Origin of the sequence: Listeria ivanovii subsp. londoniensis (assembly GCF_000763495.1) — a bacterium.
GTDB classification, from domain to species: domain Bacteria; phylum Bacillota; class Bacilli; order Lactobacillales; family Listeriaceae; genus Listeria; species Listeria londoniensis.
On sequence record NZ_CP009576.1, the window covers coordinates 1,540,445 to 1,558,913 of the forward strand.

At 37.6% G+C, this 18,469-nt stretch carries 15 protein-coding genes and 1 pseudogene; 14 read left to right on the forward strand and 2 right to left on the reverse strand.

The features are described 5' to 3' along the window. Positions 1-148 precede the first annotated feature (148 nt). From dxs to JL53_RS07650, 10 genes and pseudogenes are all read left to right on the forward strand, one after another. Positions 149-2,069 (forward strand): annotated as a pseudogene (gene dxs, locus JL53_RS07605) (1-deoxy-D-xylulose-5-phosphate synthase). Next, on the forward strand, positions 2,066-2,890 hold the full coding sequence (locus tag JL53_RS07610; protein WP_003719641.1) for a TlyA family RNA methyltransferase: 825 nt from the start codon (positions 2,066-2,068) through the stop codon (positions 2,888-2,890). Before dxs ends, JL53_RS07610 begins: the two are co-directional and overlap by 4 nt. A 192-nt stretch (positions 2,891-3,082) precedes the next feature. After that, positions 3,083-3,532 carry a transcriptional regulator AhrC/ArgR gene (gene ahrC, locus JL53_RS07615; RefSeq protein WP_003719642.1) on the forward strand — a complete coding sequence of 150 codons (450 nt, stop codon included), beginning with the start codon at positions 3,083-3,085 and terminating at the stop codon, positions 3,530-3,532. A 22-nt stretch (positions 3,533-3,554) separates the two neighbouring features. Then, positions 3,555-5,246, forward strand: coding sequence for a DNA repair protein RecN (recN, locus tag JL53_RS07620; RefSeq protein ID WP_038407257.1), 1,692 nt, complete (start codon positions 3,555-3,557; stop codon positions 5,244-5,246). A gap of 129 nt (positions 5,247-5,375) precedes the next feature. Then, the gene (locus tag JL53_RS07625) at positions 5,376-6,242 is read left to right on the forward strand and encodes a phosphate acyltransferase (protein WP_038407258.1); all 867 of its coding nucleotides are present in this window, start codon (positions 5,376-5,378) and stop codon (positions 6,240-6,242) included. A gap of 135 nt (positions 6,243-6,377) precedes the next feature. Beyond that, positions 6,378-7,445: a butyrate kinase gene (gene buk, locus JL53_RS07630; protein ID WP_038407259.1), complete on the forward strand. Its 1,068-nt coding sequence runs from the start codon at positions 6,378-6,380 to the stop codon at positions 7,443-7,445. Positions 7,446-7,459: 14 nt separating this feature from the next. Continuing rightward, entirely contained in the window at positions 7,460-8,887 is a 1,428-nt protein-coding gene (gene lpdA / locus JL53_RS07635; protein ID WP_038407260.1) for a dihydrolipoyl dehydrogenase, read from the forward strand. A 24-nt stretch (positions 8,888-8,911) separates the two neighbouring features. Continuing rightward, a complete protein-coding gene (locus tag JL53_RS07640) occupies positions 8,912-9,907 on the forward strand; it encodes a thiamine pyrophosphate-dependent dehydrogenase E1 component subunit alpha (RefSeq protein WP_003719647.1) in 996 nt (331 codons plus the stop codon). 15 nt (positions 9,908-9,922) lie between these two features. Further along, entirely contained in the window at positions 9,923-10,906 is a 984-nt protein-coding gene (locus tag JL53_RS07645; protein WP_003719648.1) for an alpha-ketoacid dehydrogenase subunit beta, read from the forward strand. Positions 10,907-10,936: 30 nt separating this feature from the next. Next, positions 10,937-12,181 (forward strand): dihydrolipoamide acetyltransferase family protein, encoded by a 1,245-nt coding sequence (locus JL53_RS07650; protein ID WP_003719649.1) that lies wholly within the window; start codon positions 10,937-10,939, stop codon positions 12,179-12,181. A 157-nt stretch (positions 12,182-12,338) separates the two neighbouring features. Here the strand turns inward: JL53_RS07650 and prli42 are convergent, their stop codons facing one another. Continuing rightward, positions 12,339-12,434, reverse strand: coding sequence for a stressosome-associated protein Prli42 (gene prli42 / locus JL53_RS15575; protein ID WP_003722501.1), 96 nt, complete (start codon positions 12,432-12,434; stop codon positions 12,339-12,341). A gap of 119 nt (positions 12,435-12,553) precedes the next feature. On the opposite strand from prli42, the gene JL53_RS07655 reads away from it, so the two are divergent. The 4 genes from JL53_RS07655 (at position 12,554) to JL53_RS07670 (ending at position 17,531) form a co-directional block, all read left to right on the forward strand. Then, a complete protein-coding gene (locus JL53_RS07655; RefSeq protein WP_003719650.1) occupies positions 12,554-13,648 on the forward strand; it encodes a M20/M25/M40 family metallo-hydrolase in 1,095 nt (364 codons plus the stop codon). A 144-nt stretch (positions 13,649-13,792) separates the two neighbouring features. After that, on the forward strand, positions 13,793-15,211 hold the full coding sequence (gene gndA / locus JL53_RS07660) for an NADP-dependent phosphogluconate dehydrogenase (RefSeq protein WP_003719651.1): 1,419 nt from the start codon (positions 13,793-13,795) through the stop codon (positions 15,209-15,211). A 191-nt stretch (positions 15,212-15,402) separates the two neighbouring features. After that, a complete protein-coding gene (locus tag JL53_RS07665) occupies positions 15,403-16,083 on the forward strand; it encodes a response regulator transcription factor (RefSeq protein ID WP_003719652.1) in 681 nt (226 codons plus the stop codon). Beyond that, on the forward strand, positions 16,080-17,531 hold the full coding sequence (locus JL53_RS07670) for a HAMP domain-containing sensor histidine kinase (RefSeq protein WP_003719653.1): 1,452 nt from the start codon (positions 16,080-16,082) through the stop codon (positions 17,529-17,531). Before JL53_RS07665 ends, JL53_RS07670 begins: the two co-directional genes overlap by 4 nt. 110 nt (positions 17,532-17,641) lie before the next feature. Here the strand turns inward: JL53_RS07670 and JL53_RS07675 are convergent, their stop codons facing one another. Further along, the gene (locus tag JL53_RS07675; RefSeq protein WP_003719654.1) at positions 17,642-18,469 is read right to left on the reverse strand and encodes a membrane protein insertase YidC; all 828 of its coding nucleotides are present in this window, start codon (positions 18,467-18,469) and stop codon (positions 17,642-17,644) included.

The window sequence follows — 18,469 nt, forward strand, 5'->3', positions numbered from 1 at the left end:
AAAAGCAAATCATTTCGGTGATTTGCTTTTTTATTTGTTTAAAATCCCTTTTCCTTGTTTGGTATAACAAGAATTGTTTGCTATAATAAGAACAATTAAATTAGAAAAAAGATTACGTTTGCGCTTCTAGTGAACGATTCTTTGGAAAGTGAGTTGTTTTTATTTTGGATCTTTTAAAAATAAAGGATCCTTCCTTTATCAAACAATTGGATATAAAAGAATTAGAAGCACTTGCAGTAGATATTCGCGCATTTTTAATTACTTCTACATCGAATTCAGGTGGGCATATTGGTCCAAACCTTGGTGTTGTAGAACTAACGATTGCACTTCATTATACTTTTACAAGTCCAAACGATAAATTTATTTGGGATGTTGGCCATCAATCTTATGTGCACAAAATCCTAACAGGAAGGGCGAATAAGTTTGAAACATTGCGACAACATGGTGGTTTAAATGGTTTTCCGAAAAGAAAAGAGTCTAAGCATGATGTGTTTGAAACTGGCCACAGTTCAACTTCTCTTTCAGCAGCCGCGGGAATGGTTATTGCTAGGGATATAAAACAAGAAGATTTCTATGTGATTCCTGTGATTGGAGATGGAGCGTTAACCGGTGGAATGGCGCTTGAAGCTCTCAATCATATTGGAGACATGGGTAAAAATATGATTATTATTTTGAATGATAATGACATGTCCATTGCACCAAACGTAGGCGCACTTCAAAGTGTACTCAGAAAATTAAGGAAATCAGATAAATTTAATCCTACAAGGAAAGAGTTAGACAAAATGATTCGGAAAGTACCAACTACTGGTGAGGAACTGGCCGATGCAACTGAAAAAATAAAAGATAGTGTGAAGCATTTACTTGTCGAGGGAACTTTTTTTGAAGAATTAGGCTTTATGTACCTTGGACCTGTGGATGGACATAATTTGCAAGATATCATCACTCATTTAGAGATTGCTAAAAGAATAAAAGGGCCTGTATTGCTCCATATCGTCACAAAAAAAGGAAAAGGGTATCAGCCGGCCGAATTAGATGAACGTGGAACCTGGCATGGTACAGGGCCATATAAAGTCGAAACTGGAAGCTTTATTAAGCCAGTTGTATCTGCACCATCATGGAGCTCGATTATTAGCAAAGAGTTAATGCGTCTGGCGGAAGAAGATGAAAGAATCGTGGCAATTACACCCGCAATGCCTGTTGGTTCGAAGTTAGAAAAATTTGCAGCAACATTTCCCGATCGTTTTTTCGATGTGGGGATAGCGGAGCAGCACGCGACAACTATGGCGGCTGGATTAGCCACACAAGGTATGAAACCTTTTTTGACCATTTATTCTACTTTTTTACAAAGGGCCTATGACCAAGTCGTGCATGATGTTTGTCGCCAAAAATTAAATGTCATATTCGGGATTGATCGCGCCGGACTTGTTGGTGCTGATGGGGAAACGCATCAAGGTATTTTTGATATTTCATTCTTGAGTAGTATTCCAAATATGATTATCACTATGCCAAAAGACGAAGCGGAAGCCAAACAATTGATGGATACTGCTTTTGCTTATGATAAAGGACCGATAGCGATACGTTATCCGCGAGGCAATGGTCCTGGAGTGAAACCAAATTTATCAACGGAATTGATACCAATTGGTGAATGGGAGACGCTTATCCAGCCAGTAGATGCAGTGATTTTAACTTTTGGTCCGACTGTTCCACTGGCACTCGCGGCAGCTAAACGACTTTCAGCTGCCGGAAAACAAGTAGGGGTCATCAATGCTCGCTTTATCAAACCACTCGACGAAGCGTTGTTACATCAAATTATGCAATTAAACATTCCGATTTTGACAGTGGAAGAATCCTTGCTAAAAGGCGGATTTGGCGCGAGTGTGTTAGAATTTATGGAACTGAATAATTATACTAATCTTAGTTTGCATCGGATTGGTTTTCCAGATGCATTTATCCGTCATGGTTCTGTAAAATTAATACTTGAATCATACGGTATATCTGAATCTGGCATTGTATTAAAAATAAATGAAATGCTCGCACAAAGCGAGAAGTTAAGGGCGAAAAGACTATGACAATAAAAAAAGAACGAGCAGATATTCTGCTAGTAGACCAAGGATTATTTGAAACAAGAGAAAAAGCGAAACGTGCGATTATGGCGGGTATTGTTTACCGAAAAGAAGAGCGTGTTGATAAACCAGGAGAAAAAATCCCGGTGGATAGCGAGCTTCAAGTTAAAGGTAAACAAATGCCATATGTCAGTCGTGGCGGCCTTAAATTAGAAAAAGCTTTAGAAGTATTTGATTTTAATGTTAAAGATAAATTAATGCTTGATATCGGAGCTTCTACGGGTGGATTTACGGACTGTGCCCTGCAAAATGGAGCAAAACATTCATACGCACTTGATGTTGGTTATAATCAGCTTGCATGGAAATTGCGTAATGATGATCGTGTTACTGTTATGGAAAGAACTAATTTTCGTCACGTTACTCCAGCTGATTTTACAGAAGGGTTAGCCGATTTTGCGACGATTGATGTCTCGTTTATTTCCTTAAAATTGATTTTACCTGTGCTTAGAACGGTTCTTGTAACTGGCGGTGATGTAATGACTTTGATTAAACCACAATTTGAAGCTGGCCGAGAACAGGTTGGAAAAAAAGGAATTATTCGTGACCCAGCAGTACATCAATCAGTTGTAGAGCATATAGTTCAATTTGCACTAAATAACGGCTATGATTTAGTAGGACTGGATTATTCCCCGATTACAGGCGGGGAAGGGAACATTGAATTTATTGCTCACCTAAAATGGACAGGTGAAGATACTGGGGCAAATCGGTTACCTTCTGATGCAATAACCCAACTTGTTTCTAAAGCACATAAAAAACTAGATAAATAAAATGCATACCGGAAAGCAGTGATGTTTTCCGGTTTTTGCTTTTACCATGCGAGTTTGGTTCATTTAGACATGTATTTTCGATGTATAAAGTATTAAAGCAATATTTCTTGCATAATTTTGCACTAATTCCGTGACTTTATGCGTTTTTTCGGATAAGATGTAAGTAGAAAATTATCGTGAGGTGAAGAAGGAATGAATAAAGGTCATCGTCATATTATTATTCGAGAATTGATTACATCTAATGAGATTGACACGCAAGAAGATTTAGTAGAACTTCTATTAGAACGCGATGTTAAAGTCACCCAGGCAACTGTTTCCCGTGATATAAAAGAACTTCATCTTGTCAAAGTTCCAACACAAACAGGTGGCTATAAGTATAGTCTACCTGCCGATAATAGCTTTAACCCGCATCAAAAACTAAAACGCACATTAATTGATTGTTTTATAGGCATCGATACCGTACAATTTATGATTATTTTAAAAGTAATGCCAGGAAACGGTAATTCTGTTGGTGCATTAATAGATAACCTAGACTGGCCAGAAAAAGCAGGAACTCTTTGTGGAGATGACACTTGCTTAATTATTTGTCGCTCGGAAGAAAATGCAAAAACATTAACGGATCGTTTTATAGATATGCTTTAAAAATGGTTGGAGGTGAATAATATTGCTTCAAGAAATGACAATTAAAAACTTTGCTATCATCGAATCGCTATCTTTGAGTTTTCGGGAAGGGATGACGGTATTAACGGGGGAGACCGGCGCAGGTAAATCAATTATTATTGATGCGCTTGGTCTTCTTGTTGGCGGGCGCGGCTCCACGGATTTTATTCGTCACGGAGAAGAACGACTCGAATTACAAGGGCTATTTGCACTAGCAGAAGATAATTTGGCGTGCCGAGATGCGCTTTTGGAACATGGAATAGATGCAACAGATAATATGGTTGTTTTAGAACGCAACTTATTTCGCTCAGGTAAAAATAGTTGTCGGATTAACGGCAAGTTGGTTACTACCGTGTTACTTCGTCAAATAGGTTCTAAATTAATTGATATCCATAGTCAACATGAACACCAAGAACTCATGAATGAGGAATTCCATTTATCACTACTAGATCGCTTTGCTGCTGATAAAATCAAATCAGCGCTAACGAAATATCAAGCGAATTTTAAAGAGTATCAATCCATTTCAAAAGAATGGCAAAATTGGACGAAAAATGAACGTGAACTTGCGCAACGTCTTGATATGCTCCGTTTTCAACAACAAGAAATCGAAAATGCTAATCTACAAGCTGGTGAAGAAGATCGTTTATTAGAACAAAAAAATATTCTAGCTAATTTTGAAAAATTAAACGAAAACTTACAAGGTGCTTATACCGCCATTCAGGGTGAGCCGGGTGGGCTTGAATTTATTGGAGAAGCGATGCGCCAGATGGATTCTGCTGCTAGTATTCATGCGGACTATAAAGTTGTTAGTGAAGCAATCTCATCTAGTTATTATATGTTAGAGGATAGTATGAGCCAAATTAGGCAATCACTCGATCAATTAGAGTTTCAACCAGAAGAACTTAACCAAATCGAATCACGCCTCAATGATCTCAACCAATTGAAACGCAAATATGGCAAAACGATTGAAGATATCATTCACTACGAACAAGAAATTAGTAGCGAGATGGAGAAATTAACAGATAGTGAGTCGCATGTTGGTCACTTAGAAACCAAACTAGCCAATTTAAAGGTGGAGCTTATAAAACAAGCGACCATATTAACTGACATTCGCAAAAAGGCGGCAACGACACTAGAAAAACAAATTAAACAAGAACTAAACCAACTTTATATGGAAAAAGCGATTTTTAGCGTTCGTTTTGAAACCGAGAAAATGGAATTGACAGAAACAGGACAAGATAGTATCGTTTTTTATATGTCTACCAACCCTGGTGAACCATTAAAACCACTTGCGAAAATTGCTTCAGGTGGAGAGTTGTCCCGGATGATGTTAGCACTTAAAACCATTTTTTCTAGACACCAAGGAATCACCTCCATTATTTTTGATGAAGTTGATACAGGTGTAAGTGGTCGTGTTGGACAGGCGATTGCAGAGAAAATTTATGCCGTTTCTGTTGGCTCACAAGTTCTTTGCATCAGTCATTTGCCACAAGTTGCTGCAATGGCTAACCATCATTATTACATCACCAAAAAAGTTCAAAACAAACGTACAACAACTTCAGTTACCATCCTAACAGGTGATGAAAAAGTAGAAGAAATTAGCCGAATGATTGCTGGGATTGAAGTGACAGAACTAACTAAACAACATGCAAAAGAAATGATTGAACAAGCTGAAAGAGTAAAAGAAACTTATTAAAAAAACGAAATTGCTTGCATATCGAATAGTTTTTGCTTAAAATGAATAAGGTAATAATTTATTACCTGGTCATAAAAACAACTACTAATTTCGAAATGCGGCTTTTTTGTGCGAAAAAGGAGTTATTTTATGACCAAAAACAGATTTTTTTCAGACAAAGTAGAAACCAGTTCTTACGTTTTTGCAGTAGCAGGTGCGGATGATGAAGTAGTATTAGAAACAATTCGTCTAGCATTGAAACAAAAATTAGGTAAATTCTTGTTATTTGGGAAAAATGAAGACAAAGCTTTAACGACAAATGAAGGAGTTACTTGGATTCAAACAGATACAGCAGATGAAGCAGCTCAAGGTGCCATTTTAGCAGTAAAAAACAAAGAAGCAGATATTTTAGTGAAAGGGTTTATTCCGACAGCTACTTTAATGCATCATGTGTTAAAAAAAGAAAATGGACTTAGAACAGGAAATTTACTAAGCCAGATTGCTATTTTCGATATTCCGACATATCATAAACCGCTATTATTAACGGATTGTGCAATGAATGTCGCGCCAAAAGCGAAGGAGAAAATGGCTATTACTGAAAATGCAGTAAGTGCTGCAAATAAAATTGGTATATGGAATCCAAAAATCGTTTTGCTTAGCGCGGTGGAAGACATCACAGATAAAATGCCTTCTACGGTTGAAGCAAATGAAGTAGTTAATCACTTTGGGGATACGTTAGCAATTGCTGGACCGCTCGCACTTGATGTAGCAATTTCCAAAGAAGCTGCTCACCATAAAGGCATCAAAAACAGTGTAGCAGGAGAAGCAGATATTTTGATTGCGCCGAATATAGAAACTGGTAATGCCCTTTATAAATCACTTGTTTATTTTGCGGGTGCGAGAGTGGGTAGTGCTATCGTTGGAGCAAGAGTGCCAATAGTTATCTCTTCTAGAAATGATACTCCTGAAAATAAATTAGCTTCATTTATACTAACTGTCAGAATGGTTGGAAAATGATGAAATAATGTGAATAGACGGACTTTAACAATCTGAATGCAAAGGCTTTTATTTGATTAGAGCCCACGTGTTACAATAGTCCTTGGGAAAATGATAACTATAGCATTTTTCACAATTAAATTTGGAGGAAATCAAATGTCTTTTGATGTTTTGACAATAAATCCTGGTTCCACTTCCACAAAACTTGCTGTCTATCAAGGCGACAAATTACTTTTTGAAGAAACAATCAGACATGGAATACAAGAACTAGCCAATTTTAATAATGTACAAGAACAATTTGATTTTAGATGGCAACTGTTACGCCGAGTGATTGATACGTTTGGTTATAAGGTGGAAAATTTAGATGCAGTAGTTGGGCGTGGAGGTTTACTTCATCCAGTTGCTGGTGGTACATACAAAGTTACTGAAAAGATGATAGCGGATTTAGAAGTTAATAAATACGGTGAACATGCATCCAATCTTGGCGCAATGCTAGCCAAGAAATTAGCAGATAGTCTTGCTATTCCAAGCTTCATTGTTGATCCAGTGGTAGTCGATGAAATGCAAGCGATTGCGAGATTTTCTGGAAATGAGCTTATTGAGAGGAAAAGTATTTTTCACGCATTAAATCATAAAGCAGCTGGACATAAAATTGCTAAACAATTTGGCTCTGATTACGAAAAAATGAATTTTGTTATCGCGCATCTCGGTGGTGGAATTTCTGTTGCTGCACATAAGCAAGGCAAAGCCGTAGATGTGAATAATGCCTTAGATGGAGATGGTCCTTTTAGTCCTGAACGATCAGGTTCATTACCAATGAATGCTTTTCTAGAAGCGTGTTTTAGTGGGAACTGGACAAAACGAGAACTGCATGATTTGCTAGTAGGTCGTGGTGGAATGATTTCTTATCTAGGAACGAATAGCATGATAGATGTAGAAACAAAAGTGCAAATTGGTGACGAAAAAGCAGTAGATGTATTTGAAGCGATGGCATATCAAGTTAGTAAAGAAATCGGTGCTTGTTCCGTTGTTTTAAAAGGAAAAGTAGATGCGATTATCTTAACTGGCGGACTTGCTAGAAGCGAACTTTTTACAAATAAAATTATCGAACAAACAAGCTGGATAACCAAGGTCATTATAGAACCTGGAGAAGATGAGTTAAAAGCTTTAAATAGCGGTGTCCAGCGAGTACTTACAGGTATAGAAAAAGAAAAAGTTTATTAAAAGGAGGAGCTAATGTGGCAACAGAATATGATGTAGTTATTCTTGGCGGAGGAACTGGCGGATATGTCGCAGCAATCCAAGCCGCTAAAAATGGTCAAAAAGTCGCTGTCGTTGAAAAAGGGAAAGTTGGCGGGACCTGTCTTCACCGTGGCTGTATCCCAACAAAAGCATTATTACGTTCGGCGGAAGTTTTGCAAACAGTGAAAAGAGCAAGTGAATTCGGTATTACAGTTGAAGGGAATGCCGGGATTAATTTTTTACAAGCACAAACAAGAAAGCAAGCAATTGTGGATCAATTAGAAAAAGGTATTCATCAACTATTTAAACAAGGAAAAATCGATTTATTTGTTGGAACGGGGACTATCTTAGGTCCATCTATATTTTCACCAACTGCAGGGACTGTTTCTGTCGAGTTCGAGGATGGTTCTGAAAATGAAATGCTAATTCCGAAAAACCTAATTATTGCAACAGGTTCGAAACCGCGCACGCTTGATGGCCTTACAATTGATGAAGAAAATGTATTATCTTCAGACGGCGCACTTAACCTAGAAACTTTACCAAAATCAATTATTATTGTCGGTGGCGGAGTTATCGGAATGGAGTGGGCTTCGATGATGCACGATTTCGGTGTAGAAGTAACTGTTCTGGAATATGCGGATAGAATTTTACCAACCGAGGATAAAGAAATAGCGAAAGAGTTAGCAAGACTTTATAAAAAGAAAAAATTAACTATGCATACATCTGCTGAAGTTCAAGCAGCAAGTTATAAAAAAACCGAAACAGGTGTCCAAATTAGTGCAACAATCAAAGGCGAGGAACAAACTTTCACAGCAGACAAAATTCTTGTTTCTGTAGGGCGTTCCGCTAATACGGAAAATATCGGCTTACAAAATACTGATGTTGCAATTGAAAATGGCTTTATTCAAGTTAATGACGCTTATCAAACAAAAGAAAGTCATATTTATGCAATTGGTGACTGTATCCCGACAATTCAACTTGCGCATGTTGCCATGGAAGAAGGGACTATCGCTGCCAATCATATTGCCGGAAAAGCAACTGAAATACTAGATTATGATTTAGTTCCGCGTTGTATCTATACGTCAACAGAAATTGCAAGCGTTGGTATTACGGAAGAACAAGCAAAAGAACGTGGTTATAACATCAAAAAAGGTAAATTTTTCTTCCGAGGCATTGGAAAAGCATTAGTTTTTGGAGAGTCAGATGGCTTCATCAAAATCATTGCTGATAAAGATACAGAAGATATTCTTGGCGTTAGCATGATTGGGCCTCACGTAACCGATATGATTAGTGAAGCAGCACTTGCACAAGTATTAAATGCAACCTCGTGGGAAGTAGGAAATACCATTCATCCCCACCCAACTTTATCAGAAAGTTTTAGAGAAGCTGCCCTTGCTGTGGATGGAAACGCAATTCATGGTTAATACAGCTTTAAAGGAGGAACAAAAATGACTTTAAAAGAAGCAGGTTTAACTAAAGATCAATTATTAAAAATGTACGAAACGATGTTAATGGCTAGACGACTTGACGAGCGAATGTGGCTACTCAATCGTTCAGGGAAAATTCCTTTTACGATTTCTGGACAAGGGCAAGAAACGGCACAAATTGGCGCTGCGTTTGCTTTTGATTTAGAAAAAGATTATGCCTTACCATATTACCGTGATTTAGCTGTCGTTTTAGCATTTGGTATGACTGCAAAAGACATTATGCTATCTGCTTTTGCGAAAGCGGAGGATCCTAACTCAGGTGGTCGTCAAATGCCAGCACACTTTGGTCAAAAGGAAAATCGTATTGTGACACAAAGTTCACCAGTAACAACGCAGTTTCCACATGCTGCTGGTATAGGTCTTGCTGCAAAAATGGCCAACGATCCAGTCGCGATTTACGCTTCAACAGGAGAAGGTTCCTCTAACCAAGGAGACTTCCATGAAGGAATCAACTTTGCCTCTGTACATAAGTTGCCAGTTGTTTTTGTCATTCATAACAATAAATATGCTATCTCTGTTCCAGCATCTAAACAATATGCAGCAGAAAAACTTTCGGACCGAGCAATCGGTTATGGAATTCCCGGTGAACGTGTAGATGGAACCGATATGGGAGAAGTTTACACTGCCTTTAAACGCGCAGCTGATCGAGCAAGAAATGGGGAAGGACCTACCTTAATCGAGACTGTTTCCTACCGTTTCACGCCTCACTCCTCTGATGATGACGACAGTAGCTACCGTTCGAAATCAGAAGTTGCTGAAGCAAAAGAAAAAGACCCACTGAAGATTTTTGAAAAAGAACTTGTTGATGAAGGCTATCTAACAGAAGAAAAAATTGCTGAAATCGAAAAGAGCATTGCAAAAGAAGTAAATGAAGCAACAGATTACGCGGAAAGTGCAGCATACGCAGAGCCAGAATCATCTTTACTTTATGTATACGATGAAGAAGCGAATAGCTGATTAGGAGGGATTTTAATGCCAGTCATTTCATATATTGATGCAATAACAATGGCGCTTAAAGAAGAAATGGAGCGCGATGATAAAGTATTTATTTTAGGAGAAGATGTAGGAAAAAAAGGTGGCGTATTTAAAGCGACGGCCGGTTTGTACGATGAATTTGGTGAAGACCGCGTTTTAGATACACCGCTAGCAGAGTCAGCGATTGCTGGAGTTGGAATCGGCGCAGCGATGTATGGCTATCGTCCGGTTGCTGAAATGCAGTTTGCTGATTTCATTATGCCTGCAGTGAACCAAATTATTTCCGAAGCATCGAGAATTCGTTATCGCTCGAACAATGATTGGTCTTGTCCAATGGTTATTCGCGCACCTTTTGGCGGAGGCGTTCACGGAGCACTTTATCATTCTCAATCGGTCGAAAAAGTATTTTTTGGTCAACCAGGACTAAAAATTGTGGTTCCATCTTCCCCGTATGATGCGAAAGGACTTTTAAAAGCGGCAATTCGCGATAATGATCCAGTGCTTTTCTTTGAACATAAACGTGCTTACCGTTTACTTAAAGGAGAAGTTCCAGAAACAGATTATATCGTTCCAATCGGTGAAGCAAATGTTGTTCGTGAAGGCGATGACATTACCGTTATTACTTACGGTCTAGCTGTCCAATTTGCACAACAAGCTGCTGAAAGACTAGCTAGCGAAGGTGTAGAAGCGCATATTCTTGATTTACGTACTATTTATCCACTAGATCAAGAAGCAATTATCAAAGCAACAAAGAAAACTGGAAAAGTCCTTCTTGTAACAGAAGACAACAAACAAGGGAGTATCATTAGCGAAGTGGCGGCAATTATTTCAGAGCATTGCTTGTTTGATTTAGATGCACCAATAGCAAGACTTGCTGGACCCGACACCCCGGCTATGCCGTTTGCTCCAACAATGGAAAAACATTTTATGATTAATCCAGATAAAGTTGCGGATGCAATGAAAGAATTAGCGGAATTTTAAACCCGTTCTAAACAAAAGGAGTGAGGACCCGTGGCAGTTGAAAAAATTACTATGCCCAAGTTAGGGGAAAGTGTAACAGAAGGAACCATTAGTTCATGGTTAGTCAAACCCGGTGATACGGTAGAGAAGTATGATGCTATCGCAGAAGTTTTAACCGATAAAGTAACTGCTGAAATCCCGTCTTCTTTTAGCGGAACCATTAAAGAAATTTTGGCGGAAGAAGAGGAAACACTAGAAGTTGGCGAAGTAATTTGTACAATTGAAACAACAGAAGCAGGAAGTGCGGAAGCTGAAACGAAAGAGCAAGCACCAGAAGCACCTAAAAAAAATAATGAATCAGAAAAACAAGTGACATTAGCTGAGTCGCCAGCAAGTGGGAGATTTTCCCCTGCTGTACTTCGAATCGCTGGTGAAAACAACATCGATTTAAATACCATTCAAGGGACAGGTAAAGGTGGTCGGATTACGAGAAAAGACTTACTTCAAGTAATAGAAAATGGTCCAGTGGTTTCAAAACCAGAACAACCATTAAAACGCGAACCAGAAAAAACAGCAGCACCAGTTCAAACCTCAGCAACTGATAAAGAAATTCCCATTAATGGCGTTAGAAAAGCAATTGCTAAACATATGAGTGTTAGCAAACAAGAAATTCCGCATGCTTGGATGATGGTTGAAGTAGATGCAACAGGTCTGGTTCGCTATCGTAATTCTGTCAAAGATAGCTTTAAAAAAGAAGAGGGTTATTCATTAACTTATTTCTCCTTTTTCATCAAAGCCGTAGCGCAAGCATTAAAAGAGTTTCCGCAGCTTAATAGTACGTGGGCGGGAGATAAGATTATTGAACACGGAAATGTCAATATTTCGATTGCAATTGCAGCAGGAGATTTACTCTATGTTCCAGTAATCAAAAATGCAGATGAGAAGTCAATTAAAGGTATTGCACGTGAAATTAGCGAACTTGCTTCCAAAGCGCGTAGTGGCAAACTCGCGCAAGTTGATATGGAAGGTGGTACATTTACCGTTAATAGTACTGGTTCGTTTGGTTCGGTACAATCAATGGGAATTATTAACCATCCACAAGCTGCAATTCTTCAAGTGGAATCTATCGTTAAGCGTCCAGTGATAGTGGACGACATGATAGCCGTTCGGGACATGGTTAATTTGTGTTTATCGATTGATCATCGCATTCTAGATGGTCTACTTGCTGGTAAATTCTTACAAGCCATTAAATCTGCTGTAGAAAAAATTTCTAAAGAAAACACAGTGCTATATTAACTATGTTTTAATCTAGTTTTAGCGGGTATTGTTTAGTACATCTAGATTCATACCCCTAAACTCCCTAGATGTCTTGGGTAGTACTCTCGAGTGCTGCTCTTTTTTTGGAAAAAAACCAAAAAAAATCTGAACCAATTTTGGCTCAGACGTAGAACATTTATAAGAACATTAATACCCCAGTTAAAACACTAGATAACACAATCGCGATTAACATTAAAATAACGACAACGCGAACTACTTTTTTATTAGTCATTTTGGAAGAAAACCCCTCTCATAAAGCATTTCTTAAATATATCTTACTGATAATCAACAAAAATTTCAAGTGATTTTTGTGTTTTTTACTCAAAAAGAAAGAATATAGGTGAATAACTTATGACAATGAACGTGAAAAAATATTTTATGGAACTAATTCAAATCCCCTCAATCTCTGGAAAAGAAGCAGCTATTTTAGCATACATAGAAAATCATTTGATAGAACGAGATGTGGAGTATCATTTAGATGAAAAATATGGCTTAATTGCTCGAATTCCTGCTACAGCAGAAAAGTTCCCGACAATTTTTTTCTGTGGCCATGTTGATACACATCCAAGTGCAGAAAAACCGATTGTCCATATAGATGAAGGGAAAATTAGGACGGAGAATTCCGCTTCATTAGGAGCGGATGATAAAACTGCCGTTGCCGCAATGTTAGCAGCGATAGATTATTTTAGTTTGGCAAAAACCATGCATGGAACGATTGAATTTATCTTTACTACTAAAGAAGAAATAGGAATGATGGGTATGCGGTTATTCCCTGATGAAAAAATTACAGCGGCTTATGGTTATTGCTTAGATGCTCCAGGTAAAGTTGGTAATTATCAAGCAAAAGCGAATACGTTAGTGGCAGTCAATTTTACAATTTCTAGTTCGGACGCTACTCAAATGTCACCGATTTCTGTTGCAAGAATGGCACTTCATGCGACAAAGCCAGGTCGAATTGATCGCGAAAACCATTGGGAAATTCAGTCTTTTTCTGGTGGAATCAATGATAATAATCAGCAAGATGCTAGGCTGGAAATCATCTTTACATCGGATGCCAATTATCAAAAAGCATTAGGTCATATCCAAGTAATAGAAGAACGCTTTAGTCAGATTTGCAAAAAATATGCTGCTACCTTATCCTATGAAACCCACTTGATTTACGAAGGCTATCATCTTCAGCAAAAACACCCGCTCCTGAATATTCTTCAAAAGGCTACTAAAAAACAAGGCTTAAAAATGCATGAAATCAATCTAGAAGGTGGCACAGATGCAAATATTCTAAATGAAAAGGGACTACCGACGATGCTACTTTCTGCTGGATACGAGCATGCGCATACAGAAAAAGAGTATGTATTTATAGAACAATTAGAAAACCTTATGCAGCTAGTAATAAACTTAGCCGAATCCGCAAAAAATGAAAAAATTTTACTTAGAAAGTTGAATTAATGAAAAAAAGTCGAATAATTCGGATTGATTCATTGTCCAAGAGGCAATTCTTTGATATAGTAAATGATGTTGATACTTTTATGTGTCATGTTGAAGTAAGACAGATTTTTCTGCCTTAATAAACCGGAAAGGAAGAAGTGCAAAATGGCAAAACAAGAAATTGGCGTTATAGGAATGGGCGTTATGGGTCGTAACTTGGCTTTAAATATCGAAAGCCGCGGTCATACAGTATCTATCTTTAATCGCTCCACTGAAAAAACTAAAGCTGTAATGGAAGAAAATGCGGACAAAAAATTAGTACCAACTTATAGTTTAGAGGAATTTGTCGAATCTCTTGAAGTGCCTCGTCGTATTCTTATTATGGTAAAAGCAGGCGATGCTACAGATATGATGATTGAAGCAGTAAAACCTTTCTTAAACGAAGGAGATATTTTGATTGACGGCGGTAATGCTTTCTTCAAAGACACGATTCGTCGTAATAAAGAGCTTAGCGAAGAAGGATTTAACTTTATTGGAACGGGTGTATCAGGCGGAGAAGAAGGCGCGTTAAAAGGACCTTCTATTATGCCAGGTGGACAACGTAAAGCATATGACCTTGTAGCTCCAATTTTACGTGAAATTGCTGCAGTAGCAGACGGCGAACCTTGTGTGACTTATATTGGTCCTGATGGTGCCGGACATTATGTTAAAATGGTGCATAATGGTATCGAATATGGAGATATGCAATTAATTGCAGAAGCCTATACAATTTTGAAAGAAATTGGTGGCCTTAATCACGAGGAACTTGCAGACGTATTTGAAGAATGGAATAATGGCGAACTAGATAGTTATTTAATCGAGATTACTAAAAACATTCTAAAAGTAAAAGATGAAGAAACCGGCAAACCAATTGTCGACGTCATTCTAGACAAAGCGGGCCAAAAAGGAACTGGTAAATGGACTAGTCAAAGCGCGCTTGACTTAGGCGTTCCACTTTCCTTAATTACAGAATCTGTATTTGCGCGTTATATCTCTGCATTAAAAGAAGAGCGTGTCTATGCAAGCACTGTTTTAAATGGTCCATCTAACTATCATTTTGAAGGCGATAAGAAAGAGTTTGTCGAATCTGTTCGCCGTGCACTTTATTTCAGTAAAATCGCTTCTTATGCACAAGGTTTTGCTCAAATGAGAGCTGCAAGCGAAGAATACGACTGGGATTTACAATACGGTGAAATTGCGAAAATTTTCCGTGCTGGTTGTATTATCCGTGCTCGCTTCTTACAAAAAATTACAGATGCCTATAACCAAGATAAAAATCTTAAGAACTTATTACTAGATCCTTATTTCAAAGATATTGCACATAACTATCAAGGAGACCTCCGTACTGTTGTAGCAGAAGCTGTAAAAGCTGGAATTCCAGTGCCAACATTTACTGCAGCAATTAGCTACTATGATAGCTATCGTTCTGAAGTACTATCTGCGAATCTCATTCAGGCACAACGCGACTACTTTGGTGCGCATACGTATGAAAGAATTGATAAACCAGGAATTTTCCATACAGAATGGCCACAAGTAGAAGATTGATTTATCGAACAGGCGCTCACTTTCAACAGTGAGTGCTTTTTTTATGAGATTTGAATTAGTAAATCATGGTAATGTGCTAAAAAATATAGGAAATATCTAATTATAGGCTGTTATTAGTTGTTTTTGAGTCAAAGTTCGTTACAATAGTAATAGGAATATAGTGTAATGACCGAAAGAGAGGGTTAGGCCAAATGAATAGAATATTAATCGTAGAAGATGAAAAAAACTTAGCACGCTTTATTGAGCTAGAATTACAACACGAAAATTATGAAACTGCGGTCGCAAATGATGGGAGAGCTGGACTTGAACTCGCATTAAATGAAGAATGGGATGCCATTTTACTGGATCTAATGTTACCGCATCTAAATGGAGTGGAAGTATGCCGTCGTGTTCGTCAAGTAAAACAAACACCTATCATAATGATAACAGCTCGCGATTCTGTCATTGACCGTGTATCAGGATTAGATCATGGGGCAGATGACTATATCGTTAAACCATTTGCAATTGAAGAATTACTTGCACGTCTTCGTTCACTTTTACGCCGTGTAGAAAATGCGGAACAATCTGCTAAACAAACGACATTGCAATATCGCAATCTGATTGTCGAAAAAGAAAATCGAATTGTAAAACGTGATGAAGAAATTATTGATTTAACGAAACGAGAATACGAACTTTTACTTACTTTAATGGAAAATGTAAATATTGTTCTGACCCGAGAAGTTTTACTGAATAAAGTATGGGGATATGAAACGGAAGTAGAAACTAATGTAGTGGATGTATATGTTCGTTATTTGCGAAATAAAATTGATCATCCTGACGAAGAGAGCTACATTCAAACCGTTCGTGGGACAGGGTATGTGATGCGTACATGACAACGAGCCCATTCTCCTTAAAAAGTCGCTCTTTGAAATTTAAATGGACTTTTGGAGCTAGTGCTGCCATTTTTCTAACTTTTTTCTTATTTTCCTATGCGATTTACCAAGGAATTGGGCAAATGCTGCTAAATGAAGAGGAACCAGAAGTAAAAGAGCTGCTTCTAGCGACCACAAGTACATTAACAAATCAAGACTTAACCGACAATGAAGAAATCAAATATCTCTTTAATAATGATAAAACAGTCAATCGAAAACTCCAAGACCAAGTAATTAATCTATATGATAAAGATGGCCATTTTATTAATAAATATTATTTTTCAAGAAATCAGGATATTACAAGTATCGATTTTTCACAGTATTTTGTTAGTGGAACTGACAAATTCATTATGAACAAACCAACGATAGACGGGCAGAAAATGATGACTGCCCAAATGCCAATTGTCGGTGATGACAATACAACAGTGATTGGTTACGCTCAGGTTGTTAATCCACTTACTTCTTATAATCGAATGATGGACCGTTTGCTTGTGACGATGATCCTTCTCGGGGCGGTTGCGCTCTTTATTAGTGGGATGCTAGGTTATCTACTTGCGCAAAATTTTTTAAATCCACTGACAAAATTAGCCAGGTCGATGAATGATATACGAAAAAATGGTTTCCAAAAACGAATTGAGACAAAAACGAATTCTCGTGATGAAATCGGTGAACTGACGGTTGTCTTTAATGATATGATGACAAGGATTGAAACGAGTTTTGAACAACAAAAACAATTTGTGGAAGATGCTTCTCATGAGTTACGGACTCCAGTTCAAATTATGGAAGGGCATTTGAAACTTCTCACTCGTTGGGGGAAAGATGACCCAGAAGTACTAGATGAATCATTAAATGCTTCATTAACTGAATTAGAACGCATGAAAAAACTAGTACAAGAGATGCTTGACTTATCAAGAGCTGAGCAAATTTCACAAACTAAAGAACTGCAAATAACAGATGTTAATGCGGTAGTAGAGCAAGTTAGACGTAATTTTGAAGTGATGTATGAAAACTTTACTTTTGAATTAAAAGAGGATGACACTGATTTACGTGCGCTTATCCAACATAATCATTTAGAACAAATTTTAATAATTATTATGGATAATGCAGTAAAATACTCTGGTGATGGTACAGAAGTAGATATGCATGTGTATAAGGAACAAAACCAAATCCATATTGATGTTCATGATTACGGTGAAGGTATCTCTCAGGAAGAAATTGATAAAATCTTTCATCGTTTCTACCGGGTTGATAAGGCCAGAAGCCGTGAGAAGGGTGGTAATGGATTAGGACTAGCGATTGCTAAACAATTGGTTGAAGGATATCTTGGAACGATTACAGCTGTTAGTGAGCCCGATAAAGGCACTACCATAAAAATCACTTTACCATATATTGAACCAAAATCGAACTAACAAAAACAGGCCTTCGAAATTATCTGGAGGGCCTGTTTTTGGAATAATACAGAGAAAAGCATCCGAAAGACTAGACTAATCTATGTTTCGGATGCTTTTTAAGTTGGATTTTATTTTTCTTTCTTTTGTTCTTCTACAATTTCTTCAAATTCTTTTTCTTCTTGTTCCATCATTTTAACTTCAGGGTGTTTATTCATATATAATTTTTTCGTTAATAATGTTTGTCCTGCTAAGAAGAGACCGCCGACTGCCCAGTATAAAGCAAGTGCGGATGGAGCTGTGAATGATACAAATAAAATCATAATTGGTGACATAAGACCGATTATTCTCATTTGTTTCTTTTGTTCTGGAGAATAGCCAATCATCGAAACAAAATATTGTGCTAAATAGACCAGGCCAGCAATAATTGCTAGGACCATATCTGGTGAACCTAAGTTAAACCATAAGAAAGTATGGCTCGCGATTTCGGATGAACCACGAATCGCATAATAGAAAGCCATTAAGATAGGCATTTGAATAAGTAAAGGTAAGCAACCCATTTGCATTGGATTAATATTATACTTAGAATAAACGGCCATCATTTCTTTTTGAATAGTTGCTTGTTCTTCTTTCGATGTTGCGCGTTTCAAACGAGCTTGAATTTCGTCAATTTCGGGTTTAGCTACGGCCATTTTTGATTGCATGCCCATTTGTGCTTTTGCTGTACGCAAGTTGAGCGGCATAATAAGTGCCCGAATTAATAAAGTTGTAATAATAATCGCAACACCATAATTATCACCAACAAATGATGCAACAAACATAATAAAGCTCGTAAATGGTTGAATCAAATAAGTGCTAAAAAAACCATCTGTATTTTGTGAAGGGTCCAAGCTACAACCAGTAAGTAATAGCAATGCACCGAGTAATACGCTAATTAGAATAATATTTTTCTTTTTCAA

What these genes read in the sequence shown, in the direction of transcription:
- JL53_RS07610 (WP_003719641.1), top strand. Translation starts at nt 2,066, where the DNA reads ATGACAATAAAAAAAGAACGAGCAGATATTCTGCTAGTAGACCAAGGA.
- ahrC (WP_003719642.1), top strand. Translation starts at nt 3,083, where the DNA reads ATGAATAAAGGTCATCGTCATATTATTATTCGAGAATTGATTACATCT.
- JL53_RS07625 (WP_038407258.1), top strand. Translation starts at nt 5,376, where the DNA reads ATGACCAAAAACAGATTTTTTTCAGACAAAGTAGAAACCAGTTCTTAC.
- buk (WP_038407259.1), top strand. Translation starts at nt 6,378, where the DNA reads ATGTCTTTTGATGTTTTGACAATAAATCCTGGTTCCACTTCCACAAAA.
- JL53_RS07640 (WP_003719647.1), top strand. Translation starts at nt 8,912, where the DNA reads ATGACTTTAAAAGAAGCAGGTTTAACTAAAGATCAATTATTAAAAATG.
- JL53_RS07645 (WP_003719648.1), top strand. Translation starts at nt 9,923, where the DNA reads ATGCCAGTCATTTCATATATTGATGCAATAACAATGGCGCTTAAAGAA.
- prli42 (WP_003722501.1), bottom strand. Translation starts at nt 12,434, where the DNA reads ATGACTAATAAAAAAGTAGTTCGCGTTGTCGTTATTTTAATGTTAATC.
- JL53_RS07655 (WP_003719650.1), top strand. Translation starts at nt 12,554, where the DNA reads ATGACAATGAACGTGAAAAAATATTTTATGGAACTAATTCAAATCCCC.
- gndA (WP_003719651.1), top strand. Translation starts at nt 13,793, where the DNA reads ATGGCAAAACAAGAAATTGGCGTTATAGGAATGGGCGTTATGGGTCGT.
- JL53_RS07665 (WP_003719652.1), top strand. Translation starts at nt 15,403, where the DNA reads ATGAATAGAATATTAATCGTAGAAGATGAAAAAAACTTAGCACGCTTT.
- JL53_RS07670 (WP_003719653.1), top strand. Translation starts at nt 16,080, where the DNA reads ATGACAACGAGCCCATTCTCCTTAAAAAGTCGCTCTTTGAAATTTAAA.